Genomic DNA, 25445 nt, shown 5'->3' with positions numbered 1-25445 from the left:
GCAACATTAAGGATGCACAATATTAATCAGCCAATTTCAGAGCCCTTGAACCATCTAGAGGCACTTGACGATAATCAATTAGTTGCCATTGCGACTTTGGGTTGTCAACAGGCATTCGAACAACTATATCGGCGACACCATCAACGTGTTTACGCCATATGTTTTCGTCTCAGTGGCCAAACAAGCTTAGCTGATGATATTACTCAAATTTGTTTTATTCGTTTATGGCATAAATTGGATCAATTTAGAGGCGATAGCCAATTTACTACCTGGTTACATCGCTTATGTGTCCACCAAGCCATTAACGAGCTAAAGGCACAACAATCATGGTGGCGACGTTATTTACCGACAGAACAACTTGACCCATCCAATATCCCCTCGGTGACGTTTGATGATTATCATCTATTAGATAAATGCATCGCCAAGTTACCGCAACGTACTCGAATCGTGTTTGTATTGTGTGCTGTTGAAGGCTACCAACATAAAGAAATCGCCGCCCTGCTTAATATTGCCGAAGGAACCAGCAAAGCCCAGTTCCATAATGCCAAACAATTATTACAGGAGATGCTTGCATGAATAAGTCAGCGCAAGACCTCGATAACCTAGTCAAGTCATTACCTTTAGAAATAGAGTCGACAAGCGATTTGTGGCCAGCGATAGCATCGCAGTTAGGTCCTCAATATCCACAAAAAAATCTGCAGCGCTACTGGCTTATTGCCGCGAGTATTACGATTTTTTCTTTATTGGCCTTGCTGATGTGGCAACGCCCGGATGAGAGTTCATTATTGCCACAAACGGCTGCACTAACGGCAACCATGCCACAATCCACTGTGAATACCGAGGTCAGCCTAGCAACACCCTCAACCCAAACAGAAGCAACATTAGCTGAGCTGGTTGATCAAATAGCCTTAACTCATCAAAGCCAATTACAAGCTTTTAATCAAAATCAATACACAGTGAGTTGGCAACTATCATCAACTGATGCACCACAACAACTGCAAGCTGATATTAGCCAAGCACTTGTTGAACTTGATAACGCTTGCAAACAAGTGCAAGCGGCATTGAAGCAACAACCGACTAATCAACAAATGTGGCAACTATGGCGCTGGATCATGCAACGCCAAATCAACCTATTACAGCAAGGTCAAAAACTGCCATTTATATCCAAGCAAGCATCACAAGGAAATACAATATGAACATGGCTAAATACGTGTTAATCGTGCCGTTAATCGGTATCAGTTTTATGTCAATGGCCAAAGAAACCGTTGACCAACAATTAACTGTCACTGATAACCCTTCGGTCAGCGTTAAAATACAACGAGGTAATGTTGAACTGGTCAGTTGGGACAAAAATAGCATTCAGATCAAAGGTGAACTTGATGAATTAAGCCAAGGCTTATTATTTGAGGTTAACGGCAATAGCGTGATTGTCGAAGATAAATTACCTCGCAGCTATCAGGGCAGTAATCAACAAGGGTCACAACTGACCATTTACCTTCCGAAACAGCTTGGCTTAGATGCAGAGGGAGTGTCTGCAAGTTATCAATTAGCGCAACTTGATGGCCAGATATCATTAGCCGTTGTTAGCGGAAGTATTACCGCTAAACAACTTAGCGGTAATACTAAACTCACCACAGTGTCAGGCAATATTAATACCTCTGAGTTAGCCGGAAAAATTAACCTCGAAACCGTTTCAGGCGATATCACAGACAACAATAGTCAGGGCGAAGCTGAACTGCGCTTAGTCAGTGGCGAACTAAAAAGTCAAAGTGCTTTTACACAGTTAACTGTCGATCAAGTCTCTGGTGACATCAGCGTCACAGTTAATCAAGTCACTGAGTTGAATGTTGTTACGATCAGCGGTGATGCAAAATTGACTCTCGGGGGAGAGTTAAACAAAGCCCAACTCGAAACAATAAGTGGAGATATGGCACTAACCTTTACGGCTATGCCTAACAGCAGTTTTATGATTGATGGCGGCCCTGGTGGCAAAATTAATAATCAATTAACCGATGACAAACCGCTAAAACAAAAGTACTCACCGAGCAAAACCTTGCAATTCAAAACTCTAGCAGGTGCAGGCCAAGTGAACATCAATACCATTAGTGGCAAAATCAGTCTAACTCAATAAGTGTAAATAACATTAGCTCCAGGTAAGCGATGCTTATAAAAGACGATTTCCTCGCAATTGATTTTGTATTTGAGTAGAAAGTGCTCTGCCATGAGCAGATAAAAAAAGCCCGGTAATCATCATATGGTGACAACCGGGCATTTTTATATATTCAAATGATAACTACACAGACTTGACTTCTGCAGCGGTTAAAAAGCGCCATTCACCTGCAGCTAAGTCAGTATTTAACTCGATAGCACCAACCGCTTCACGATGTAAATTAACCACTCTATTACCCACCGCGGCAAACATGCGTTTCACTTGATGGTACTTACCTTCGCTAATCGTCAATCGCACATGAGTTGGGTCAATAATATCGAGCAAAGCAGGCTTAGTCAGTCCATCTTCATTACGCAGTTCAACCCCATCAGCAAAGACTTGGATCAAGCTGGCATCAATAGGTTCGGCCAATTCAACTAAGTAGCGTTTACCACAATCTTTCTTCGGTGAAGTGATTTTGTGCGACCATTGTCCATCACTGGTGATTAACACTAATCCAGTGGTGTCGACATCTAATCTACCGGCAATATGTAAGGTGTCCATTTTTTCAATATCAATTAAACTTAATACCGATGGATATTCCTCATCAATGGTTGAACAAATGGTGTCTACCGGTTTGTTTAACATGATGTAACGTTCACCAATGATGCTAATTAACGTGCCATCTAAATGTACTGCCATTTGTGGTAGTACTTTAAAACCTGAGTTTTTGACCACGACACCATCACAGGTAACATCACCACGATGCAAGGCTCTCTTGGCTAATGACCGGGTCAGTTCGGTACTTTCACAGATAAATTTGTCTAAACGCACAATGATTACTCAATCAAAAAATATTGGCACTATTATGCTGCTTACACACATAAATAGAAATCAATCACCGATATTTTTCACTACAACAGTCATTTTTAGTTACATATAGTCACAAAAAACCCCTTAAAAATGCACCTATGCGGCTTGTTTTATAGGCGGATAAGGCCGTAACATACAATTTATAATAAAAGTAATAGCTTTTCCCTTTGGATAAAGGGGTTATTGCTGGATTAAGTGACACTGATTGCAATGCCCCAATGAAGGGCTCTACAAATAAAGCAAAGGAAACAACATGAGAAAATTGGTTATTGGCGGTCTATGCGCCTCGTTAATTGCGGGCTTAAGTGCTTGTAGTAATGACAAGACAGTCGTTACGCCTGCTGCAGATGTAGCAAAAACGGCGACTGCTGCTGCAGTAGAAAAAGCACTTACGTCTGGTATCACGTTTGATAACATCGACAAGTCAGTGCGCCCCCAAGACGATTTCTACATGTATGTTAACGGCGCATGGATGAACAAAGCAGAAATCCCTGGCGACCGTACTAGTATTGGTGCTTTTTACGACTTACGTGAGAACGCACGTGATGATGTTAAAGCCATCATTGAAGATTTAAGCGCGACCCCAAATCTAGCCGATGGCACAGATGAACAGAAAGTGGCTGATTTATATCGCTCATTCATGGATGTTGAAACGCTTGATAAATTAGGTATTGCACCAATCCAAGCTGATTTAGATAAAATTGCAGCCCTGAAAGATAAAAAAGAATTAACCGCCTTTTTTGGTGAAAATCAAGCAAACGGTGGTGGTACACCTTTAGCATTCTATATTGAAATTGATGCTAAAGACTCAAGCCGTTATGCCACACATATTTGGCAATATGGTTTAAGCCTGCCAGAAAAAGATTACTACTTTAATCAAGAAGAACGCTTCGTCAATATCCGTAAAGCCTTCGTTGAGCACATTGAAAAAATGTACAACCTTGCTGGCTTACCAAATGCAAAAGCCAACGCTGAAGCCATTCTTGCACTGGAAACTCAAATTGCAGAAAAGCATTGGGACGTTGTTGAAACGCGCGACAGCACTAAAACATACAATCTATACCAAGTTAAGAATCTGCCAGAATTGGCCTCAGAAATTAACTGGGATGGCTATTTAGCTGCGCTTGGCGGCGACAAGCAAACTGATATCATTATCAACCAACCAAGTTATATCCAAGGCTTAAACGAGGTAATTAAAAATAACGACCTTGATACTTGGAAAAACTACATGACTTGGATGGCATTAACGCATAATGCCAGCAATTTATCTCAAGCATTAGATAACGAGAACTTTGCCTTTTTCTCTAAAACCTTAAACGGTCAAGAAGAACAAGAACCTCGTTGGAAGCGTGGCGTCAGCACTGTGAGTGACACACTGGGCGAAGTGGTTGGTAAAGTGTATGTAAAACGTCACTTTGCACCAGAAGCTAAAACCCGCATGGAGCAACTAGTTGAAAATCTTCGTGGCGCTTATAGTTCAAGCATTGATTCATTAGATTGGATGAGCGCTGATACTAAGGTTGCAGCAAAAGACAAATTAGCTAAGTTTAACCCTAAAATTGGCTACCCAAACAAGTGGGATGATTACAGCAAATTAACCATCAAAGCAGATGATTTAGTCGGTAACGCTAAACGTGCTGCGATAGTTCAACACAACAAAGATATCGCTAAATTAGGTCAGCCAATTGATAAAGACGAATGGCACATGACCCCACAAACGGTTAATGCCTACTACAACCCAACCATGAACGAAATCGTGTTCCCTGCTGCGATTTTACAACCGCCATTCTTCAACTTAGAAGCCGATGATGCGGTTAACTACGGCGGCATTGGTGCGGTTATTGGCCACGAAATGGGCCATGGTTTTGATGACCAAGGTGCTAAATTTGATGGCGAAGGCAACATGCGTGACTGGTGGACCGAAGCTGACTTAAAAGCATTCGAGTCAAAAGGCAATGCATTAATCGCTCAGTACAATGGTTATCAAGTGTTTGACGACCTACACGTCAATGGCAGCCTAACATTAGGCGAGAACATTGGTGACTTATCAGGTGTTACTATCGCCTATAAAGCTTACAAAATGTCACTTGACGGTAAAGAAGCACCAGTTATTGATGGCTTAACAGGCGATCAACGTTTCTTCATGGGCTTTACCCAAATTTGGCGGGTAAAAATGAAAGAAGAAGCAATGCGTAACCGCGTTGCAACTGATCCGCATTCACCTGGCCATTTCCGTGCATTAGGTGCGTTATCTAACATGCCTGAGTTCTACAGCACTTATGACGTGAAACAAGGCGACAAGATGTATATCGCGCCAGAAAGTCGCGTAAAAATTTGGTAATTTAAGTCGCTGTGAATATTGACTAAGGTCACAATTCCTCTCAAAAGGGCATCATTCGATGCCCTTTTTTATTAAACCTTGTTCATTCAGCCCCTATTCAGTGAAAAAGCGGTACATTGGATTAACAGACACTATGTGGGAAGCTATTCAATGAATAAGTTGTTTCGTACCTTTTTTATATTCTTAATTTTATTGTCTACTCGTGGTGCTATTGCTCAGCCTAACGAGGTTAAATATAACAAGTTAGCTCCGCCTTCCGATTTTAGTCAAAAATCAGCTAACGATATTGAGCAGCTAATGGCGCTCCATGAGCACAATAATGAGCTTGTTTTACAAGATACTGATAACTTGCACGCTTTAATGAGTCGAGCACCAGTGGCGCAACAAGAACTTATCAGTCTACTCAAGATGATCAGTCAATCAAGCAACACCGACATCATTACTCCTGCCACTAAAAGTTATCAGCGTGCGGCTCAAAAAGTACAAGCGAAATTCAATGGCGACGCCAGTCAACTCACTGATATAGCAAGGGCAAGTGTGGTGGCCGATGACGTTAAAAGCTTGCTATCAAGCTACCAGCAACTGCGTCAACACACCGAAATAGTGCAATTAAAAAACCGGTTTGCACATCCAAAAATGTCGGGCTATCGTGACTTAAATGTATTAGTGAAATTGCCCGAAAGCCAAATGGTAGTTGAAGTACAGTTTCACTTAAATGATATTGCCCAAATCAAAAGTGGCCCAGAGCATTATGTTTATGAGCAAATCCAACAAATAGAATCCCAAGCTAAAGCCACATCTAGACACTTAAATGACATAGAACAAGCAATGATAGCCAAGCTTCGTCAAGACTCGCACAAGCAATACCATAAAGCCTGGTTAAGTTATAAACGTCAAAGTTTATATAGTTCACAACGACAAGTTGCATAAACACTGATAACTATACTTATGATGAACAACTCACACCGCCTAAGCCCTTTCTCATCATCCAAGTTTCCACCCTTTTAGCGCTCATATGAGCGCTTTTTTTTTGCCAAACAAGATCCGCAACAATCACATCTGCTATACTCGCGCCCATTACAATACGATCTGCTGGACGATGCGATGAATGACATTATTGAACAACTACAAGAATTAAGTGAAACCGTACCGGTACCGCTAGAACTACCGACGTTTGAGCAACTTGTAGAGGTTGAAGAACAGATCTTAATTGGTTTACCCAAGGATCTAAAAGAATACTTACTTTATGGTAGTGATGTTATTTATGGCACGCTTGAACCCGTTACCGCTGCCGATCCATCCTCACATACCTACTTACCTGAAGTAGCCTGCTATGCTTGGTCTATTGGGCTACCCAGAGAGCAAATTGCCATTTGCCAAATCGGTGATAGCTTTTATTGTATTGATGAAGAAAGCCAAGTGTTGTTTTGGAAAAAAGGCCGATTTAGCGATAAGGTTTGGGAATCGTTTTGGCATTGGGCCGAAGATGTGTGGCTTAATCGATAAAACGCATTAATTAAGTCCAATTGCGGCTAATTTACGTCGAAATATAAATACCTAAATAAATCCTTAATACGAGAACGTCCATGTCTAAAAATAGCGGTTTAAATGCAATTGAAATCCAATGTTTACGTCAATCTTTCGGCTTAACAACAGAACAAGTTGCTAGCATCACTAACGCCAGTAATGAAGATGTGTTGTTGTGGGAATCAGGCGAGAAAGAAGCACCAATTCCAGCGCAGAAAAAGCTGTTAGAAATCGATGATATTATCGAAATGCAGGTGCTTAACACTTCTGATGGTATTGAAGAGTTATTTAAAAAAGAACCTAAGCGTCGGTTGGCGTTTGTGGTGTATCCGACACAAGCTCTCTACACCCAATACAATCCAGAATTTTTAAGCTCTTTGCCATTAACTGAATTGTACAATGCCGCTGCATGGCGGATTAAAAAAGAATGTAAACTCGTGCTTGAAGTGGATGTAAGCTTAGTTGCACTAGATGCTGAAGCCTATAAAGCTTATCGTGCAGATAACGGCATGAGCGAAAGCCGTGAAAGCCGTGCAAAATGGGCTGCAACTCAATTATAAATGTCTCTATGTTGAGCGCTAATAACTAAAAGGAAGCCTCGAGCTTCCTTTTTAATAACCGTTATTGAGTAACATCGGCAAGTGCTTCAGTTTTAGCTAATGCATTGGCTAAAGCTGGACGTTGCTTTAAGCGATTACGAAATGCCATCAGCTTTGGCGGAAGCGTTTGCTCAAATCCCATCGCCCAGCCTAAGGTTTGCGCTAATAAAATATCGGCTATGGTGGGTGAATCGCCACAGACAAAGCCAGTATCTGGCACCCAAGCTTCAGCAATAGCAGCGGCTTGATCAAACTCCCACTTAGCTACGGCAAACATGGCCTCCAATCTAAGTGGTTGTGGCAAGGCAAAGCGATGTTTACCCATACTCCACAGCGGTTGTTCAAGCTCACTAATCACAAAGCTCACCCAGCGTTCATGAATACCTGACGCTTGCGTACCTGGTTTTGGCAACCAGTTACCTTGTCCGTATTTTTCGGCTAAATAACGCATAATGGCCGCGGATTCGCTTAGCACGAACTCACCCTCGGTGATCACAGGCATTTTACCACTAGGGTTAAGGGCTAAAAATGCTTCTGCTTTATTTTCACCTTTAGCAAAATCGATAGCATGAAACTGCCACTCAACACCTAACTCTTCTAAAAGCCAAGATACGCGCAGCGCACGACTTTTTTGGGTTCCGTATAAGGTAATCATATAAGCTCCTATAGCGTGAGAATAATGACAATAAAAAAGCCACATTGCACCTTAAGTGAATGTGGCTTTTGTTATCTTATGACGTTGTCATTAGAAGTTCATTGTGACTTTAGTATAAATATAACGGCCTAATGGGTTATGTACACCCATTGCATAACCATATAGATCAGCATCGCCATCGCCAATCGCAAATGATGGCTCTTCATCAAACACGTTATTAACACCTACAGATAGCTTAACCGTGTCATTGAAACGATATGAGCCAGACATATCGACTAATAACTGCGCATCAACTGTACGAGTTTTGTTGTAGTCTTCAAACTCACCGATGTAGCTTAAGTTAACGTTAGCGGCAAAGTCATCCATCATCCAGTTAGTTGTTGCTAACCAACGGTGTTGTGGGTACTCGTACTCACCAGTGTAATCAACAGTATTGCCATCAACTTCTTTTTCAAAGCTGATTAAATAGCTGTATTCTAAACCAAACTTGATATCACCATAGCTGTTTAGCTCAAGACCATAATGGCTAGATAAATCTACACCTTGTACTTCTTGTGAACCAATATTGACAAATGCTGATTTGATTACATCAATCGTACCAAAGGTTTCACCCGCTTTCGGCGCATTTCGTAAACAAATAGTGCTGTTTTGATCACCACAGTGTTCGTTGTAAACATCTAGGTTTTGCAGTGAGTCAATTTTGTTGTCTTGGACGATATTGAATAAATCAAAACCAATATCAAACTGCTGACTTGGGGCCCAAATCATACCCAGGTTCCAAGTCTCAGACTCTTCTGCCTCAAGATCTGGGTTACCAGCAAACACAAAGTTGTAGTCAAGTAGTTCACAATCAACGTTATCAGCAGCACAACGGTAGCTATCGGTTAAAAAGTCACTCTTTTCAGAAGGACCTAAGCCAATTTGCGCAAGCGATGGTGCACGGAAACCTGTAGACCAAGAACCACGTGCAGTGACTTCGTCACTAATGCCCCATTGGAAAGCAACTTTTGGGTTAGTGGTTGAACCAAAATCACTGTAACTGTCGTAACGGCCTGCGAGTTGTAACTCAAAGTTATCAGCAACAGGGATAGAAAACTCAACATAGACAGCATGTTGATCACGTGAGCCAAACGCAGAGACGGCTTCAGTACCAAAAATCAGACCGCGCTGGAACTGCTCATCAGGCACGTCACTGACACTTTCTTCACGATACTCTGCACCAGCTGCCATCATGATATCGCGATCAGCGATAGTAAAGGCTTGACCTGAAATGCTGGCGTCATAAGCAGTAATACTCGACTTACCTTGTCTTACTAGACTTGTGGTGATGCGATCAATCACATCTGGCGAGTTCATCGTGCCGCCAAACGGGTTGTAGTTACCCGCATCAATTTCGGCTTGTAAATAATCGGTTCTTACCCAACCTTGTGAGCGGTCACCTGTTTGAGTCGATTCACTGCGGCCACGTTGCGCTGATACTTCCCAGTCCCAATCATTGATAACGCCACGAAGACCGGCAACAATACGCATGGTATCTGACTCGATATCCCAACGACGTGCACCTGCATCAACTGTACGATAGCGACCAATCTCAATATCTTGTCCAAAAGGATTATTTGGATGAGTACCAGGAACTGTCAAGCCTGCATCTTCATCCAATGGCGTTGGTGCACCGCCTGCCTCAGAAGTGTTGTGCTGTACAGATAACTCTAAAAATGCAGTTAAGTCTTCACCTAACATATAATCAAACTGGCCAATAGCACCAACACGCTCAGCTGCTGGAATGGTTAAGTTATATGGACCGTAATCAAATAGACAACTCCCACTCGATGTTGCGCTATCAGCAGGACAATCTGGGTCAATGGTTTTCACGCCATTGACATAGAAATAACCAGGGAAGCCACGTGATGAACGGTAATCTTCACCGCCATAAGGTGACTGGTTTGCAGTGCCAAAGCGGCCCATGTCTTCTGCAGACAAGGTGCCATTGGTAAAGTAATCAAGGATAATTGATGCACTGCCTTTGTCAGCTTTTATGCCCCATACTAGGCTGGCTGTAGTTTCATCATAACCAGTGCCATTGTCATCGCCATAACCCAAGTTAAGTTCAATACCTTCAATATCTTTTCTTAAGACAATATTGACCACACCTGCAATTGCATCAGAACCATAAATGGCTGAAGCACCGTCTTTAAGAATATCGATACGTTCAATCGCCGATACCGGGATATTGTTGATATCAACAAACGAATTTGAAATTCCTTCAGCAAATGCACTTGCTCCAACACGGCGACCATTGATAAGAACCAAAGTCGCATCAGGGCCCAAGCCACGTAAACTGATTGATGCACCACCGTTAGCGGTAGAATCTTGACTGTTTCCACGAGTAGAGAATGCACCTGAACCGTTGGCAGGCATACGTTCTAATAATTGTTGTAGGTTGTCAAAACCCATATTAGCAATATCGTCTTTATTCAACGATTGTACTGGTGAAGGTCCTTCAATATCAGTCCGTTTGATACGAGAACCCGTCACTTCAATTCGTTCCACTTTTGAATCGGCACCAGCATCAGCAGCTTGTGCAACAAAGGCGATAGGAGCGAGAGATAGAGATACAGCGATAGCGCAAGCGCTGCGTAAAAGGTTACTTTTTTTCATGATCATCCTTAACGTTAAATTATTGTTTTATATCCATGACTACTGCAAACTGCGGTATGAGCATACCGCTGACAACTTTGTTGGATTGACACAACCAACTTAGGTTAAAATTTAACAAAGTCAATACAATGGCTTAATGTAAATGCAACCAACCACTTAATCAAGAATAAATAGTTAAAAAAAGTGAATTTAAATCTATTTAACAAGGAGGTCATATGAGCGATAAAACACTAGTTAGTGCCCACTTCCACGCAAACCTAGGCCTGTATTGGTTGTTGTCTGGCAGCCTAGTATTTATCCTTAGCTTTATTGGTATTCCATTGTTATTACTATGGTTTCCATTGGGACTATTAGCGACTAGGCATTACATTAATAATATGAGTGCTGAACTAACCGAGCAGAAACTGATTGTGCGTAAAGGCTTATTCACACGGACTGAAAATACCGTTCCATTGGATAAAATCACCGACATGGCACTTATTCAAGGTCCTATTATGCGTATGTTTGACCTTCATAAACTGACCATAGAAACCGCGGGACAATCTTCTGCAGGCGCATTGATTAGCTTAACGGGGGTTGTAGATGTTACTCACTTTAGATCTCAAGTACTGGCACAAAAGTCAAAAATCATGGCACAAAAAGGTAACGCCCCTGCCGATGAAAATACCGATGTACTAATCCTCGACCACCTGCAACAAATGAATGCCACTTTATTGCGCATAGAACAGTCATTAAACGCTAAACCATCAAACTAGGTTTTTTATTATGCTTAAGCAACAAACTGCATCAGACTTACCGTGGATATCTCGCGCAAGCACACTTTTTAAAGCCACTGGACCTGGAATCTTAATGGCCGCCGCCGCGATTGGCGCTTCTCATTTAGTCGCCTCAACTCGAGCCGGTGCAGAATTTGGTTGGCAACTGGCATGGCTCATTTTATTAGTCAATATCGTTAAGTACCCTTTCTTCGCTGCTGGCGCTCGCTACACTGCAGCCACTGATGAAAGTTTATTGCATGGCTATCATAAGCAAGGCCGTGGATATTTGATGCTGTTTACCGGGCTCAATGTGATTGCTGCCATTGCCAGTACCGCTGGGGTATGCATGTTAACTGCGGCAATGTTAACTCAGTTTATTCCGCTATCAATTGACCTATTAGCGCTAATTGTATTGGCCAGCTCGTTAGCACTATTGATTTTAGGCCACTACAAACTGCTTGATAAAATGACCAAAATTATCATGCTAGCTCTTACACTCACCACCCTAGTCGCCGTAGCATTGGCCTTTAATCGTCATAGCGGATTCGGCACTCCAGTGATCAGCGAATCTCCCTGGCAATGGGCGTATGTCGGTTTTTTAGTGGCGATGATGGGTTGGATGCCCGCGCCAATAGAAGTCAGCACTTGGAACTCGTTATGGTTAATAGAAAAACGTAAAAACCAAACGGTGACCGCCAAGCAGGCTATTTTTGATTTTAATTTAGGCTATGTCACCACGGCTGTGTTGGCGATTGTATTTTTAGCGCTAGGCGCATTAGTCATGCACGGCAGTGGTGAGCGTTTTTCTGATTCAGGCGCGGCATTTGCCTCACAATTGATCACCCTTTATAGCCAAGTTATGGGTAATGAAAGCCGTTACTTAATTGGCATTGTGGCGTTTTTATGTATTTTTAGCACCACAGTGACTGTGATAGATGGCTACAGCCGCACACTCGAGATGGGCTGGAAATTGTTGTCTAACACCACATCAACACGCAATTATTTAACCCCCATCATGCTCGGGATCAGTGCGCTTGGTTTATTACTTATTCTATTCTTTAAAGGGGCCTTATTACCGCTGCTAGAATTTGTAATGATCCTTGCTTTTATGACCACAGTTATTTTTGCTTGGCTTAACTTCCGGTTAATGACTAGTAACACCTTAGCGGAAAAGCATCGTTATGGTCGTGTTATGGTGGGGCTGTCGTGGATTGGTTTATGGTATTTAGTTGGCTTCGCTATCTTATTTGTTTATTGGTATCTCACAAAATGATCACATCACAATGGTGTAAATACTTAACTGGCTTACAAAAATTCACCCGTTTGTTACTGGCATTAACAGTAACCTCAGTGTCATTTCAACTCAGTGCATTTGCATTAACTGCAGCGGATGTGCAAACCATCATAGATAAGGATTCAAGACCGTTTAGCGGTAGCATTGTCATTAGCGACAATCATAACCGTTATGTTAATTACCAAGCAGGTACCGGCATAACACCAGACAGTATATTTATGCTTGGATCTATTTCTAAAACGATCACCGCCACGCTTGTATTACAGGCGGTGGATCAGAAAAAGTTAGCATTGGGCGATAACATCACAGATTACCTTGAGATCATCACCGAACACCCAATCACGATTAGTCAGCTGTTAAATCATACTTCAGGAATAACACCACCTAAATCACCGAGTCTTAATGCCGGGTCTCAATTTATACCTGCCAGTCAGTTTAGTTACTCAAACTATGGCTATAAATTGCTTGGCGATATATTAACTCAGGTTTACCAACAACCTTATGGGCAATTGGTTAATCAATTTGCCGTAACCAATCAGCTTGATCTCCAAGCTAATACCGGTTCAATTGCGCAGCGTCAGGCTAAGCAAACACGCTTGGTTGATGGCTATACCGAGCAACAGCAGCAGCGGACACAATTAACTGATTTTACGGTAGACCCTGACTTCATTACATTTGGCGGCATGCAAGCCAGTAGTGCTGCTGTGGTTAAGTTTGTAAATGGTTTACATCAAGGCCAATTTTTATCTGCCACAAGCTATCACGCCATGACCCATGCAAGTACTATCAGGCAGCATCGTTGGGGAGAGGTAGGCTATGGCTATGGTTTGCAAATCAGCCAACAAGCAGGCTTAGTTGAATACAGTCATTCAGGCTATATTCCGGGATACATCAGCTTAATGCTCTATTATCCGCAATCGCAATTAACCGTTGTGATATTGGAAAACACCTCGTGGGATCTGGATAATATCGAGCGTGTTTTTGGTCTACACGACAAGATACGCCAAGCAGTAAGAAAACAATTAACCACATACGAATAATCTGACGGATCAATGATTTCTCGCTATAATAGTGTTTCGTCAATTGACCTAAACCATTTATGCGCCGCCGCGCCAGAGAGCCTTATGATTAACAACGATATTCTTCGCCGTATTCGCTTTGTGTTTGACTATTCAAATGCCAAAATGATTAACATTTTCAGCCAAGCCAATGTAGACATGTCTTCAGAGCAGATTATTGCGCTGTTGAAAAAAGAGGAAGAAGAAGGTTATCAAGCATGTAATGACACATTAATGTGCCAATTCTTAGATGGTTTGATCATTCAAAATCGTGGCTTAAAGCCTGGAGCAGAAGTGCCAGCGCCTTTGAAGCAATTGACCAACAATCTAATATTCAAAAAATTACGCGTTGCACTTGAAATGCGTGAAGAAGATATTATTGCCACGTTACTGTTAGCCGATTTTTCGATGACTAAATCTGAGTTAGGTGCGTTATTCCGTAACCCAGATCATAAAAACTATAAGCCATGTGGTGACCAAGTGTTAAGAAACTTCGTCAAAGGTTTATCAGTCAAACATCGCGGCAAGTAATATTCGCCTAGATATTGAGATAATGCTTTATGAATGCGTAGCTTAGGCTACGCATTTTTGTTTTTAGCGTTTACATATAAACAACCAAAAATGAGAGATGAATAAAAATACTTAAGAATAATGTGATTTGACTCACTTAACAGACCACAAAAAAGATCAGACGTGATAATCTATAATCGTAAGAAAACCAGCCCTATTCTAATAATGATCTAACTGGATCTAACACATTAAGGTTCCCCATGGACGATAACAAACGCCCCCTCTATCTTCCTTTTGCTGGCCCGGCCATTCTTGAATCACCACTGCTTAATAAAGGCAGCGCATTTAGTGAAGAAGAGCGGGTATTTTTTAATCTTGAAGGCCTCATTCCCTGGGTTATTGAAACCATTGATGAACAAGCTTCTCGTGCGTACGAACAATTTAAAAACTTCACCAATGATCTCGATAAACACATCTATTTACGCAATATTCAAGATACTAACGAAACCCTATTTTATCGTTTAGTACGTAATAACATTAGCGAAATGATGCCGATTATCTACACGCCTACGGTAGGATTAGCCTGTGAACGCTTTTCTAAAAACTATCGTCGTAACCGTGGCTTATTTATTTCATATCCGAATAAAGATCGCATTGATGATATTTTAAATAACTCAACGCGCCAAAAAGTGAAAGTCATTGTGGTTACCGATGGAGAACGTATTCTCGGTTTAGGTGACCAAGGTATTGGCGGTATGGGGATCCCAATTGGTAAGTTATCACTTTACACCAGCTGCGGCGGAATTAGCCCGGCCTATTGCTTGGCAGTAACATTAGATGTAGGTACCGATAATCCACATTTAATCGAAGACCCTATGTACATGGGCTGGCGTCATCAACGTATTGGCGGCGAAGAATATACTGAATTTGTTGAAGCTTTCATGCAGGCTGTGAGCCGTCGTTGGCCAGATGCGTTAATTCAATTTGAAGATTTTGCACAAAAAAATGCCATGCCATTGCTTGAGCGTTATAAAGATCAATACTGTAGTTTTAACGATGATATTCAAGGTACAGCAGCAGTTACTGTTGGGTCACTTCTTGCGGCATCTAAAGCGGCGAAGAGTAAGCTTAGCGAACAACGGATTACCTTCTTAGGTGCGGGCAGTGCGGGTTGCGGTATTGCTGAAGCGATTGTGGCACAAATGGTCTCAGAGGGCATTAGTGAACAACAAGCTCGTTCACAAGTCTTTATGGTTGATCGTTGGGGGTTATTACTTGATAACATGCCTAACTTATTACCATTCCAACAAAAGTTAGCTCAACCTTGCTCTACGATTGAAGCATGGGAAAATTACAGCGACAATATTTCGTTACTTGATGTTGTGAATAATGCTAAGCCTACAGTACTCATTGGGGTATCTGGTTCGCCAGGTTTATTCACTGAAGAAATCATTAGAGCAATGCACAAGCATTGTAAACGTCCAATTGTATTCCCATTATCAAATCCAACGAGCCGCGTTGAAGCGACTCCTAAAGATATTTTGCATTGGACATCAGGCCAAGCATTAGTGGCAACAGGCAGTCCATTTGAACCTGTCGTTGTGAATGATGAGACCTTTGAGATAGCGCAATGTAATAATAGCTTTATCTTCCCAGGCATTGGCTTAGGAGTATTATCTTGCGGCGCGAAGCGTGTATCTGACGAAATGCTCATGGCATCTAGCCGTGCATTAGCAGAGTGTTCACCTCTAGGTAAAGAGGGAACTGGGTCGCTATTGCCACGCTTGGAAGATATTCAATCTGTCAGTAAATATATTGCTTTTGCCGTTGCTAGAGCCGCCATTGATCAAGGTTTGGCACTGCCCTGCACTGATGAATTACTGCTGCAATCAATTGAAGCTAACTTCTGGGAACCTGAATACCGTCGTTACAAACGTACGTCATTCTAAATTATTGATAAGCTTGGTTAAGTTATCTTTAACCATAAAAAATCCCAACCTGAGTTGGGATTTTTTGTTTCTAGCAAACAATTAATTTATCTGCCCATAATCTTTGGTTATATATTTGGCAACGCCAAACTTAAGTGCACATAATTAGGCAGACATGACTAATTTAAAGCTATTCAATAATGGTCTGTCAGTACGCGCTTTTTTAAGCTTACGTATACACTCTCTCAATGATTGCTCGGCTAAACGGCCAAATACACCATCATATTCATTATTGTTCATTTCTTCTTCAGAGTCGGCACTATCAGCAATTTCTTGCGCAACACGGCTTAACTGCATCCACGCATTGGCAATGTAAAAGCCATGAAACTCCGCTTTAGTCATTAACTTTTGCGCACTCGCTGGCAAACCATTCCATGCATTGGCAAACGTATTGGCTTTGTCGTCAATAAGTTCGCTAAACAAACCTTCATAAGCCTCAAGCAAGGTTTCAGGTAACTTATCCATCGGCAACACTTTATTGGCTACGTTATACGAAATTTGTTTTGCGACTTCTTGATACTGCGGGTCAACTTTTGTCATGTTTTTCTCTCTAAAATCTGCCACTAATGTACACGCCGTAAGTGTCTGATGAGGCAATTGGAACAATACTAATCCCTTTATAAGGGTCGGTGAAATACCACCCCGCCACGATACCAATGGCAGCACCAGCCAATACATCTTCCACATGATGTTGATCACTGGCAACACGCGTATATGCTACATAAGAAGCTACCGCATATGATGGAATGCCATATTTCCAGCCGTAACGCTGGTTGATAAATGTCGCTGCAGCAAAGGTATCGGCACTGTGACCAGATGGAAATGAATCATTACCACTGCCATCTGGGCGATCTTTTTCTATACCGTATTTCAGTGCTTCAACTAACAATCGACTTGATACACCGGTTTTAACTAATTGCCAAGCACCTTGATAATCATCTTCGACAATTAAACTTCCTGCCAATGCAGTGGCCGGAAGTAATATGTGCAAAGCGTCACCCGATGTTTCCAGGCTTCCTTCAGCATGACAAGGCGATAATGCTATCAGCAAACTTAATCCGATAAATTGCACAATTCTCTGCAACATTTCTATCTCTGTTTATTTCCAAAGGCGTCTTTATACTCGTCTAGATAACTGAATGCAAATAGCCCTGAGTCGCCAGAAAAATACCCTTAACAGTGAATAAGATTAACATATTGATAAAAATAAGATTATTGAACAATAACGCAAGGCTATAATTTAATCACAAGACTTTTCAAGTCGAAGTCTGTTAGTCTTTGTCACATAGAATTAACAATAACTACTTGAGAAAATGCATCCTTGCCCACTTTAAAGCTAAGCAGCATTATTCATATCATTATGCTTGTCTGTGCCATTGGATTTAGCAGCATTGCTTATGCTAATCCAGTGAAGAATTTACGCGCCGATGAAATTTACACACTATTAGACAGTGGTAACTTTATATCCGATGAAGATAATCGTAAATTACTCAGCGAGTATAAAAGTATCTTGTCGGATGACGATATTATTCGCCAAGAACTCTATATACGTCTTAATTGCTGGAGTTTGCCGGCGAACACAACGGAAGAAATGCAAGCCGCGGTTAAATATGCCGATAAATACCTGCAAATATATCGTCAGCCAGCCCCCTCTTTAATCCAGATTGATCTGCAGTATTGTAAGGCTTGGTTTTTGTATGCGCAGGGAGAAAGTGACAGCTTATTTGCCGACCTAAATACAGCGATACTTAATGCTTATAAACTTGAAGACCCGCGCTTGATTGCGGATGGCCGAAGCACTAGAGGTGCAATCCTATCTTATTTAGGTAATTTTTCTGAAGCACTTGAAGATCTTATTACAGCGCAAAACTTATATGAGTCTCTTAATTTAACTTATTGGGCAAATGTTAATTTAGGTGAGCTGGCCAATAGTTATCGCCGCTTTGGCGATGCCCGGACCGCATTAACATATCAAATAAAACTCGAAAAAAGTTATCTCAAAAATAAACAGATTTATGAAGCCAATCTCACCAATAATCAAATTGCGCTGTCATTAGAGAAGCTTGAACGTTATGAAGAAGCCATTGAACGCTTCCAAAAAACGCGCGATTTTTGGTTAACAGAAAATAACCCTATTGCTGCTGCGGATGCATCTATTAGTATTGCCGGTAACTTAATCAGCTTAAATAGACTTAAAGACGCTGAGGTGATTCTGCATGATGCTCAAAAGGTGATTACACCCAAAAATGATAATAGTTATAGCTACATGAATTTATTTATGGCCAAGGTGCATTACCAGCAAGAGCTTTATCAGCAAGCATTAATCGATATTGACCAGGCTGAAAAAGCATTTAATTTCAGTAATAATATCCGTGGCCTCAATCAAGTGTTGCAGCTAAAAAGCGAAATATATCAAGCCTCACAACAATGGCAACTGGCGTATGAAACCCTAAAATTGTTTGTCGAGTCACATCTATCATATGACAAAAAAGTACTTTCAGAGCGCAATGCGGAGATGCAAGCTCGATTTGATAACAACAAGATTCAAACTGAAAATACAATGCTTATTCAAAGGGATAAAGAAAAACAGCTGCAATTGGACATCATGAAGCGCAATGAAGACATGCAGATCATTATTATCAGCTTAGTCGCGATCATTTTAGTGATTGTATCTATCTTCGCCTACAAACAACTGCTCAGAAAACGTCTGTTTAGGCGTTTAGCGCTCACCGATGAACTGACCAAAGTAGCCAATAGACGTGATTCACATTCTCAAAGTAATTACTTTTTAAAAATCGCTCAGCAATCATCCACGCCATTATCATTGATTTCATTTGACGCTGATAACTTTAAAGCCGTTAACGATACATTAGGCCACGATATGGGCGATAAAGTACTGGTAAAACTAGCGGTAATTAGTACAAGCATGATGCGTGACACTGATGTGATTGGTCGAGTTGGTGGTGAAGAGTTTTTGATTTTATTACCTAATATCGACAAAGCAAAAGCCATTGAGATTGCTAATCGCTTAGTCGAGACCATAGCAAAATATGATTGGTCACAAATCTCGCCTAATTTGCATCAAACAATCAGTGCCGGAGTCGCCAGTTACACCAATGAAACAGAGTTGTCGCCATTATTGCTAAAAGCCGACAAAGCGCTCTATTCTGCCAAAGCTGCCGGCCGAAATTGTGTCAAAGCCGAGTAAAACGCGTATAATTTCCATGTGTTTACTTAATGATAGTGTTATGACAACAACGACCCCAGTATTAACGCCTGATCCAATTACCGATCCTGAGATCAATTCAATCCCCGAGCCCTGCCCATTGACCGCAGCTCAGCTTGATGTGCTCAATAGACAGATCAAGCTTTGGGGTAAAGAACTTGGTTTTGCTCATATTGGTGTTGCTGATGTCGACTTAAGCCAACATGAGGCAGTATTACAAGATTGGTTAGATAAAGGTTACCACGGTGAGATGGCTTACATGGCTAATCATGGAATGATGCGGGCTAGACCCGCTGAATTACATCCAGGAACCATTAGAGTCATTTGTGCCCGGATGGATTATCTACCGCCTGACGCTGGCTTTGCCAGTAATTTAACCGACCCCAACCTTGGTTATATTTCTCGCTATGCCGGTGGACGTGATTATCATAAATTAATCCGCCAACGGCTTAAAAAACTCGGTGATAAAATTCATCAATATTGCCAACAATTCGACTTTCACAACACAGATTTTAGACCGTTTGTTGACTCTGCACCGATTTTAGAACGTCCATTAGCCGATAAAGCGGGACTAGGCTGGACGGGCAAGCACTCACTCATTTTACACCCTGATGCCGGCAGTTGGTTTTTCCTCGGCGAGTTATTAATTAACTTACCTTTGCCGTTAGATATCCCAATCGAAGAAGGCTGCAACACTTGCGTAGCCTGCATAAAGTCATGCCCAACAGATGCGATTGTCGAACCCTATGTGGTCGATGCAAGGCGATGTATATCTTACTTAACCATTGAATTGCAGGGCGCTATTCCAGAAGAGTTTCGTCCACTCATCGGCAATCGTATTTATGGCTGTGATGATTGCCAACTCGTGTGCCCAGTTAATGCTAAAGCACCACTGACCCAAGAGACAGATTTTCATACTCGCAGTGCGCTTATTCAACCCGATTTACTGACTCTATTTGCGTGGTCTGAAAGCCAATTTTTAAGCCAAACAGAAGGCAGCGCGATTCGCCGAATTGGCCATAAACGTTGGTTACGTAATATCGCGATAGCATTAGGTAATGCTCCGGCTAATCCGGCCATTATTAGTGCATTAGAGCAACGTAAACACAGTGATGAAGTAGATGGCATGGTGCTTGAACATATTGAATGGGCATTAGTGCAACAAATACAAAAAGCGCCACAGTCGGCGCTTTCACGTAAAACTCAACGAGTGATCAGATCAATCCAAAAGGGTCTACCCAGAGATGCATAAACCACATGCGACAACTAAGCATTAGGGTCTAAGGTAAAACCCACTTTAACGGTGACTTGCCAGTGAGCCACTAAACCTTCTTCCAAGTGACCACGGGTTTCGATAACTTGAAACCAGCGCAAATGTAATAAACTTTTATTGGCTTCTGCAATCGCATTTTTGATCGCCTCATCTGAACTGATCGGTGATGAACCCACTAGCTCAATGACTTTATAAGTGTGACTCATAATCGCTCCTTTTGTTAACTGAAAGACGTATTTTGAGTGTAGTCAATAATGGCTCAGTTCACAGCAAATAGGCTCAATGAGTCCGCAGTGAATACCCCATCAGCCAGTATCACAAGGTTGAGAAGTTAATCACAGAGTTCTGCAACAAAGCCGCAGCTCCAGCGATCAGCTGGTGAAGCACAATGACCCATTGTGAGCAGGATCATGCTAATTAAAACTGGCGTCGAAGCACTTTAGTCGCTGCAATCATATTGCGCAGCGCTGGCTCTACTTCATCCCAAGTACGGGTTTTTAAACCACAATCAGGGTTAACCCATAATTGTTTCACCGGCACTTTCTGCGAAGCTTTAGTAATAAGGTCAACCATTTCGGCTACCGTTGGAATATTGGGCGAGTGAATGTCATACACCCCAGGACCAATTTCGTTCGGGTAACAAAAATCTTCAAACGCATTCAATAATTCCATCCGTGAGCGCGATGTTTCAATGGTGATCACATCAGCATCCATAGCCGCTATGGCATTAATGGTGTCATTAAATTCGCTGTAACACATGTGAGTATGGATTTGAGTTGCATCGTCTACACCAGCCGCCGACAACTTAAAGGCATCTACTGCCCAAGTTAAATAATCTGCCCACTGGCTCTGCTTAATCGGTAAACCTTCACGAAATGCTGGCTCGTCAATTTGAATAATGCCAATGCCGGCTTTTTCTAAATCGATCACTTCATCGCGCACCGCTAACGCAAGTTGATTGGCAATATCTTGACGAGGGATATCTTCTCGAGCAAACGACCAATGCAAGATGGTCACTGGGCCTGTTAGCATGCCTTTGACAGGCTTGTCGGTTAAACTTTGCGCATAGGTAGCCCAATCAACCGTCATCGGCTTAGGACGTGATACATCACCATAAATTAGCGGTGGTTTTACACAACGAGAGCCATAACTTTGCACCCAACCAAATTGAGTAAAGCCAACACCATCGAGCTGTTCACCAAAATACTCCACAATGTCATTTCGTTCAGCTTCACCGTGCACTAATACGTCAATACCGAGTTTAAGTTGACGACAAATGGTGTCCTGAGTGACTTGCTCAAGCTGTAATCGGTAATCAGTGTCATTGATTTCGCCTTTACGCCAGCGTTTGCGTAAACCACGAATCGCAGGCGTTTGCGGAAATGAGCCTATGGTGGTTGTGGGAAGTAATGGCAGTGCTAGCTTCTGTTGCTGAGCAATAATACGCCGAGCAAAAGGGCTATGACGTTCAAAATCACTCGCAGTAAGCTGTAACACACGTTGAACAACCTCTTGATTAGCTGCAGCAGCTGTGGCTAAACGCCTTTGCTGGCAACGATCAATAATCACTTGGCTGCTTTGTGAATCTTGATCGTTAATTAGCTGCTGAATGTCACTAAGTTCAAACAGTTTCTGTTTGGCAAATGCTAATTGTCCCTGTAACGGACTGATCAATTGCGTCTCGACGTCAACATCAACCGGACAATGTAACAATGAACATGAAGGTGCAATCCACAAACGATTGCCCAACGTGGTCGCTAATTCTGCCAGCTGATCAGCAATAACATCAACATCGGCAGCCCACACGTTGCGACCATTAATCACTCCAACCGATAAAATTTGTTGGCTGCCGAGCGCTTTGATAAACGCCTCAACTTGTTGTGGTGCTGTGACTAAATCAAGATGCAAACCATCAACCGATAATGCACTCACCAATGCTTGATGATGGCCAATAGAGCCATAATAACTGGCAAGTAATATCTTCAATGATGCCGGTTTTTGTTGCGCTAAAAATTGATAACTGTGGCGAATGGCTTGTTGCCACTCCTCGGTTAAGTCTGCGGCTAATACCGGCTCATCAAGTTGTACCCAACTCACACCTTGGTCAGCAAAACGTTGCAAAATCTGCTGATAAACCGTCAGTAGCTGCGGTAATAACGATAGCTTATTAAACTCAGTCAGGCTTTTCGATAAATACAAATACGTCACTGGGCCAAGCAATACCGGTTTTACTTGATGACCGAGTTGCTGCGCTTCACTGACCTCATCAAACAACTGTTCGAAGGCAATCTCGAAGCTTTGATCTACACTAAGTTCAGGCACTTGATAATGATAGTTAGTGTTAAAAAACTTAGTCATTTCTGCTGCACAGGCATGTTGGCCAGTTTGCGATCGGCCACGGGCCACACGAAATAAGGTGTCTATATCGATAGGCTCTTGGCTGCCATCGGCTTGAGTAGCTCGGTGGCGATCTGGGATCACATTTAAAGTCGCACTTAGGGTTAATACTTGGTCGTAATAAGCAAAGTCGCCTACTGGAACTAATTCAACGCCGGCATCTGCTTGCCACTGCCAATGCGTTTTTTTTAATTCACTGGCGACCTGTTTCAGTTCAAATAATGAGATTTCTGCGCGCCAATAACGCTCAAGTGCAAACTTCAATTCACGCTGACGTCCAATGCGGGGAAATCCTAAACTTGAAATTTTCATGCTGCTTTCCTTTTCGTTGAAGCAAAATTTATAGCCATTTATGCAGAAAAACCCGCATAGGCGTCTGGACGTCTAGAAGTTTATTGTGCTACTCTGCTGTCAAGCAATCGAATTGATTTCATCGGCTAGTTGAGCAAGATTCATGTGGAGAGAAAATGATAGAGCTTAGACACCTTCGCACCTTGATGGCGTTAAAGGAAAGTGGCAGTTTAGCGGGTGCAGCTAAAAAACGATTTGTAACCCAGTCGGCGCTTTCTCATCAAATAAAAGAGTTAGAAACACGGATTAACTCAACTATTTTTGTTCGTAAAAGTAAACCGTTAACGTTTACTCACGAAGGTTCACGTCTGCTGAATTTAGCGGAAGAAATCTTACCGAAAGTGATTGCAACCGAATCTGATCTTAAGCGCGGTTTAGAGGGTGAAAGCCACCAACTTAAGCTCGGCATTGAATGCCACAGTTGTTTTCGTTGGTTAATGCCGGTTATTGAACAATTTAAACAATATGCGCCAGCAACTCAAATTGATATTTCAAGTCGTCATTTATTTGATTCACTCAATGCGTTGGAAACGGGGAGTTTAGACATAGTGCTCACCTCTGACCCAGTGCCTGGACATAGCGTAGCTTATCAACATCTATTTGATTTTGAAGTAAAGTTAGTCGTTGCCAGTGATCACGCATTAGCGGCACAAGCCTTTGTAACCCCAGCTCAATTGGCAAAGCAAACTTTAATCAGTTACCCAGTGCCTCTCGCGCGTTTAGACATATACAAACACTTTTTAGAGCCCGCTGGTATTGAACCTGGTGAGCAAAAACAATGCGACTTAACCTCAATGTTATTGCAGCGAGTTGCCTGTAATGACGGCGTAGCCACCCTACCAACTTGGTCTATCCGAGAAAGTCAGGGGCTGAGTCTTACGGCGGTAAAATTAGGCGCAGAAGGACTAAAACGTCCATTGTTTGGCGCGTATCGCCGCGATGCCACTAATGCAAATTTAATCCAACAGTGGCTCGAGCTGGTAGCAAGTGAAGGTATAAATTTACAGCGGGTTGATTAATAAACCTCTTTTAGATAACACGCGTCGAAGCACAAGTCCTGGTGAATCAGGGTTTTGTGTTTGGCGTAAGTTATGGGCAATTAAAAACTCTTCGCGTAAATCGTCATCCAATCCTAATGCATCAAATGCATCAAGGGATAATTGTTGTTGCTGGTTATCAATCAGTGATTTTAATACTTTTAGTGACACGGGACGAGACAGCTCTGCATTTAAATAGGCAAAAGCCGTTAATACAATCACCTGACCAAAAACACTAAATAATGCTAAGGTTTGCATTTCATCCGCATCAATTTTGATGTTATCACCGGTTTCAATCTGTTCACGTAACTGTTCTAAACAATCATCCGCAATCGTTTCATTTAAGGCCCAATAACCTTGAACCAATTTTTTGTAAGGTTCAGGGAGTTCATCAAGGCGTTCTTTAAGATAAAATGAAAATGCATATCGATAGATATTCACTTGGCCTAAACGAATTAAGCAATCTTTAACACTGCGACTTTTAGTCGATATCATTCCAGCTGAATGGGCGCTATTACTGCGCAATAACAAGTGTGCAGCCAATGCCGGATCAGCAGAGACTATGTCGATTACGATTCTAATATCAGCTTCGTTAATCAGGGCTTTTTTTAATGGAATTAATATGCCACGACGACCAATGACTTGCTCTTCATTGCTAATAATAGCTTTAACTTGAGTAAAAACTTGTTGCTCAAGACTCGTCATATCTATCGATTACCTTTTTTAAAATTAACACACTATTAATCAATTT

General features: G+C 41.9%; 23 protein-coding genes. 15 read left to right on the top strand and 8 right to left on the bottom strand.

From position 1 onward, the window contains the following. The first annotated feature begins 12 nt into the window (after window positions 1-12). Genes GW828_RS07900 through GW828_RS07890 form a run of 3 tightly spaced genes read left to right on the top strand, consistent with a single transcriptional unit; the run spans window position 13 to window position 2131 of the window. Window positions 13-576, top strand: a complete 564-nt coding sequence (locus tag GW828_RS07900; RefSeq protein WP_124015580.1) for an RNA polymerase sigma factor — start codon at window positions 13-15, stop codon at window positions 574-576. Further along, window positions 573-1196 carry a hypothetical protein gene (locus GW828_RS07895; RefSeq protein WP_273059297.1) on the top strand — a complete coding sequence of 208 codons (624 nt, stop codon included), beginning with the start codon at window positions 573-575 and terminating at the stop codon, window positions 1194-1196. The genes GW828_RS07900 and GW828_RS07895 overlap by 4 nt, the downstream gene beginning before the upstream one ends. After that, window positions 1193-2131 (top strand): DUF4097 family beta strand repeat-containing protein, encoded by a 939-nt coding sequence (locus tag GW828_RS07890; protein ID WP_273059299.1) that lies wholly within the window; start codon window positions 1193-1195, stop codon window positions 2129-2131. The genes GW828_RS07895 and GW828_RS07890 overlap by 4 nt, the downstream gene beginning before the upstream one ends. A gap of 162 nt (window positions 2132-2293) precedes the next feature. Here the strand turns inward: GW828_RS07890 and rsuA are convergent, their stop codons facing one another. Continuing rightward, entirely contained in the window at window positions 2294-2983 is a 690-nt protein-coding gene (gene rsuA / locus GW828_RS07885) for a 16S rRNA pseudouridine(516) synthase RsuA (RefSeq protein WP_273059301.1), read from the bottom strand. A gap of 292 nt (window positions 2984-3275) precedes the next feature. Between rsuA and GW828_RS07880 the strand changes: the two genes are divergently transcribed. The 4 genes from GW828_RS07880 (at window position 3276) to GW828_RS07865 (ending at window position 7450) form a co-directional block, all read left to right on the top strand. Continuing rightward, window positions 3276-5363: a M13 family metallopeptidase gene (locus tag GW828_RS07880; protein WP_273059303.1), complete on the top strand. Its 2088-nt coding sequence runs from the start codon at window positions 3276-3278 to the stop codon at window positions 5361-5363. Window positions 5364-5513: 150 nt separating this feature from the next. Next, on the top strand, window positions 5514-6293 hold the full coding sequence (locus tag GW828_RS07875; RefSeq protein WP_273059305.1) for a RelA/SpoT domain-containing protein: 780 nt from the start codon (window positions 5514-5516) through the stop codon (window positions 6291-6293). A gap of 174 nt (window positions 6294-6467) precedes the next feature. Further along, a complete protein-coding gene (locus tag GW828_RS07870) occupies window positions 6468-6869 on the top strand; it encodes an SMI1/KNR4 family protein (protein ID WP_124015574.1) in 402 nt (133 codons plus the stop codon). Between the two features lie 80 nt (window positions 6870-6949). After that, a complete protein-coding gene (locus GW828_RS07865) occupies window positions 6950-7450 on the top strand; it encodes a DUF4447 family protein (protein WP_124015573.1) in 501 nt (166 codons plus the stop codon). A gap of 61 nt (window positions 7451-7511) precedes the next feature. Here the strand turns inward: GW828_RS07865 and GW828_RS07860 are convergent, their stop codons facing one another. Beyond that, window positions 7512-8144: a glutathione S-transferase family protein gene (locus GW828_RS07860; protein WP_182697486.1), complete on the bottom strand. Its 633-nt coding sequence runs from the start codon at window positions 8142-8144 to the stop codon at window positions 7512-7514. A gap of 90 nt (window positions 8145-8234) precedes the next feature. After that, window positions 8235-10802, bottom strand: a complete 2568-nt coding sequence (locus GW828_RS07855) for a TonB-dependent receptor (protein WP_124015571.1) — start codon at window positions 10800-10802, stop codon at window positions 8235-8237. Between the two features lie 215 nt (window positions 10803-11017). On the opposite strand from GW828_RS07855, the gene GW828_RS07850 reads away from it, so the two are divergent. The 5 genes from GW828_RS07850 (at window position 11018) to GW828_RS07830 (ending at window position 16371) form a co-directional block, all read left to right on the top strand. Continuing rightward, window positions 11018-11557: a PH domain-containing protein gene (locus tag GW828_RS07850; protein ID WP_182697487.1), complete on the top strand. Its 540-nt coding sequence runs from the start codon at window positions 11018-11020 to the stop codon at window positions 11555-11557. Between the two features lie 10 nt (window positions 11558-11567). Continuing rightward, window positions 11568-12833 carry an Nramp family divalent metal transporter gene (locus GW828_RS07845; protein WP_273059308.1) on the top strand — a complete coding sequence of 422 codons (1266 nt, stop codon included), beginning with the start codon at window positions 11568-11570 and terminating at the stop codon, window positions 12831-12833. Next, a complete protein-coding gene (locus GW828_RS07840) occupies window positions 12830-13894 on the top strand; it encodes a serine hydrolase domain-containing protein (RefSeq protein WP_165870057.1) in 1065 nt (354 codons plus the stop codon). Before GW828_RS07845 ends, GW828_RS07840 begins: the two co-directional genes overlap by 4 nt. Before the next feature lie 84 nt (window positions 13895-13978). Beyond that, complete coding sequence (locus GW828_RS07835; protein ID WP_124015567.1) at window positions 13979-14443, top strand: YehS family protein; 465 nt, start codon at window positions 13979-13981, stop codon at window positions 14441-14443. Window positions 14444-14682: 239 nt separating this feature from the next. Continuing rightward, window positions 14683-16371, top strand: a complete 1689-nt coding sequence (locus GW828_RS07830; RefSeq protein WP_182697490.1) for an NAD-dependent malic enzyme — start codon at window positions 14683-14685, stop codon at window positions 16369-16371. A 144-nt stretch (window positions 16372-16515) separates the two neighbouring features. Here GW828_RS07830 and GW828_RS07825 read toward each other — a convergent pair whose 3' ends face one another. Further along, window positions 16516-16950, bottom strand: coding sequence for a DUF3069 domain-containing protein (locus tag GW828_RS07825; protein ID WP_124015565.1), 435 nt, complete (start codon window positions 16948-16950; stop codon window positions 16516-16518). Window positions 16951-16960: 10 nt separating this feature from the next. Continuing rightward, the gene (locus GW828_RS07820) at window positions 16961-17497 is read right to left on the bottom strand and encodes a phosphatase PAP2 family protein (protein ID WP_124015564.1); all 537 of its coding nucleotides are present in this window, start codon (window positions 17495-17497) and stop codon (window positions 16961-16963) included. A gap of 234 nt (window positions 17498-17731) precedes the next feature. Between GW828_RS07820 and GW828_RS07815 the strand changes: the two genes are divergently transcribed. Beyond that, entirely contained in the window at window positions 17732-19618 is a 1887-nt protein-coding gene (locus GW828_RS07815; RefSeq protein WP_273059311.1) for a diguanylate cyclase, read from the top strand. Window positions 19619-19658: 40 nt separating this feature from the next. After that, window positions 19659-20888: a tRNA epoxyqueuosine(34) reductase QueG gene (queG, locus tag GW828_RS07810; RefSeq protein WP_165870056.1), complete on the top strand. Its 1230-nt coding sequence runs from the start codon at window positions 19659-19661 to the stop codon at window positions 20886-20888. 14 nt (window positions 20889-20902) lie between these two features. Here queG and GW828_RS07805 read toward each other — a convergent pair whose 3' ends face one another. Then, the gene (locus GW828_RS07805; protein ID WP_124015561.1) at window positions 20903-21115 is read right to left on the bottom strand and encodes a dodecin; all 213 of its coding nucleotides are present in this window, start codon (window positions 21113-21115) and stop codon (window positions 20903-20905) included. Between the two features lie 211 nt (window positions 21116-21326). Then, on the bottom strand, window positions 21327-23618 hold the full coding sequence (gene metE, locus GW828_RS07800) for a 5-methyltetrahydropteroyltriglutamate--homocysteine S-methyltransferase (protein ID WP_273059313.1): 2292 nt from the start codon (window positions 23616-23618) through the stop codon (window positions 21327-21329). 155 nt (window positions 23619-23773) lie between these two features. Here metE and GW828_RS07795 point away from each other — a divergent pair, with 155 nt between their 5' ends. Further along, window positions 23774-24676: a LysR family transcriptional regulator gene (locus GW828_RS07795; RefSeq protein ID WP_273059315.1), complete on the top strand. Its 903-nt coding sequence runs from the start codon at window positions 23774-23776 to the stop codon at window positions 24674-24676. On the opposite strand, the gene GW828_RS07790 is transcribed toward GW828_RS07795, so the two are convergent. Continuing rightward, complete coding sequence (locus GW828_RS07790; RefSeq protein ID WP_124015558.1) at window positions 24659-25399, bottom strand: HDOD domain-containing protein; 741 nt, start codon at window positions 25397-25399, stop codon at window positions 24659-24661. The genes GW828_RS07795 and GW828_RS07790 overlap by 18 nt on opposite strands. Window positions 25400-25445 lie beyond the last annotated feature (46 nt).

It is taken from the genome of Shewanella vesiculosa (assembly GCF_009994065.1).
Classification (GTDB): Bacteria; Pseudomonadota; Gammaproteobacteria; order Enterobacterales; family Shewanellaceae; genus Shewanella; species Shewanella vesiculosa.
This window is presented reverse-complemented; position numbering and strand designations above follow the sequence as displayed.

What these genes read in the sequence shown, in the direction of transcription:
- GW828_RS07900 (WP_124015580.1), top strand. Translation starts at nt 13, where the DNA reads ATGCACAATATTAATCAGCCAATTTCAGAGCCCTTGAACCATCTAGAG.
- GW828_RS07895 (WP_273059297.1), top strand. Translation starts at nt 573, where the DNA reads ATGAATAAGTCAGCGCAAGACCTCGATAACCTAGTCAAGTCATTACCT.
- GW828_RS07890 (WP_273059299.1), top strand. Translation starts at nt 1,193, where the DNA reads ATGAACATGGCTAAATACGTGTTAATCGTGCCGTTAATCGGTATCAGT.
- GW828_RS07880 (WP_273059303.1), top strand. Translation starts at nt 3,276, where the DNA reads ATGAGAAAATTGGTTATTGGCGGTCTATGCGCCTCGTTAATTGCGGGC.
- GW828_RS07875 (WP_273059305.1), top strand. Translation starts at nt 5,514, where the DNA reads ATGAATAAGTTGTTTCGTACCTTTTTTATATTCTTAATTTTATTGTCT.
- GW828_RS07870 (WP_124015574.1), top strand. Translation starts at nt 6,468, where the DNA reads ATGAATGACATTATTGAACAACTACAAGAATTAAGTGAAACCGTACCG.
- GW828_RS07865 (WP_124015573.1), top strand. Translation starts at nt 6,950, where the DNA reads ATGTCTAAAAATAGCGGTTTAAATGCAATTGAAATCCAATGTTTACGT.
- GW828_RS07860 (WP_182697486.1), bottom strand. Translation starts at nt 8,144, where the DNA reads ATGATTACCTTATACGGAACCCAAAAAAGTCGTGCGCTGCGCGTATCT.
- GW828_RS07855 (WP_124015571.1), bottom strand. Translation starts at nt 10,802, where the DNA reads ATGAAAAAAAGTAACCTTTTACGCAGCGCTTGCGCTATCGCTGTATCT.
- GW828_RS07850 (WP_182697487.1), top strand. Translation starts at nt 11,018, where the DNA reads ATGAGCGATAAAACACTAGTTAGTGCCCACTTCCACGCAAACCTAGGC.
- GW828_RS07845 (WP_273059308.1), top strand. Translation starts at nt 11,568, where the DNA reads ATGCTTAAGCAACAAACTGCATCAGACTTACCGTGGATATCTCGCGCA.
- GW828_RS07840 (WP_165870057.1), top strand. Translation starts at nt 12,830, where the DNA reads ATGATCACATCACAATGGTGTAAATACTTAACTGGCTTACAAAAATTC.
- GW828_RS07835 (WP_124015567.1), top strand. Translation starts at nt 13,979, where the DNA reads ATGATTAACAACGATATTCTTCGCCGTATTCGCTTTGTGTTTGACTAT.
- GW828_RS07830 (WP_182697490.1), top strand. Translation starts at nt 14,683, where the DNA reads ATGGACGATAACAAACGCCCCCTCTATCTTCCTTTTGCTGGCCCGGCC.
- GW828_RS07825 (WP_124015565.1), bottom strand. Translation starts at nt 16,950, where the DNA reads ATGACAAAAGTTGACCCGCAGTATCAAGAAGTCGCAAAACAAATTTCG.
- GW828_RS07820 (WP_124015564.1), bottom strand. Translation starts at nt 17,497, where the DNA reads ATGTTGCAGAGAATTGTGCAATTTATCGGATTAAGTTTGCTGATAGCA.
- queG (WP_165870056.1), top strand. Translation starts at nt 19,659, where the DNA reads ATGACAACAACGACCCCAGTATTAACGCCTGATCCAATTACCGATCCT.
- GW828_RS07805 (WP_124015561.1), bottom strand. Translation starts at nt 21,115, where the DNA reads ATGAGTCACACTTATAAAGTCATTGAGCTAGTGGGTTCATCACCGATC.
- metE (WP_273059313.1), bottom strand. Translation starts at nt 23,618, where the DNA reads ATGAAAATTTCAAGTTTAGGATTTCCCCGCATTGGACGTCAGCGTGAA.
- GW828_RS07795 (WP_273059315.1), top strand. Translation starts at nt 23,774, where the DNA reads ATGATAGAGCTTAGACACCTTCGCACCTTGATGGCGTTAAAGGAAAGT.
- GW828_RS07790 (WP_124015558.1), bottom strand. Translation starts at nt 25,399, where the DNA reads ATGACGAGTCTTGAGCAACAAGTTTTTACTCAAGTTAAAGCTATTATT.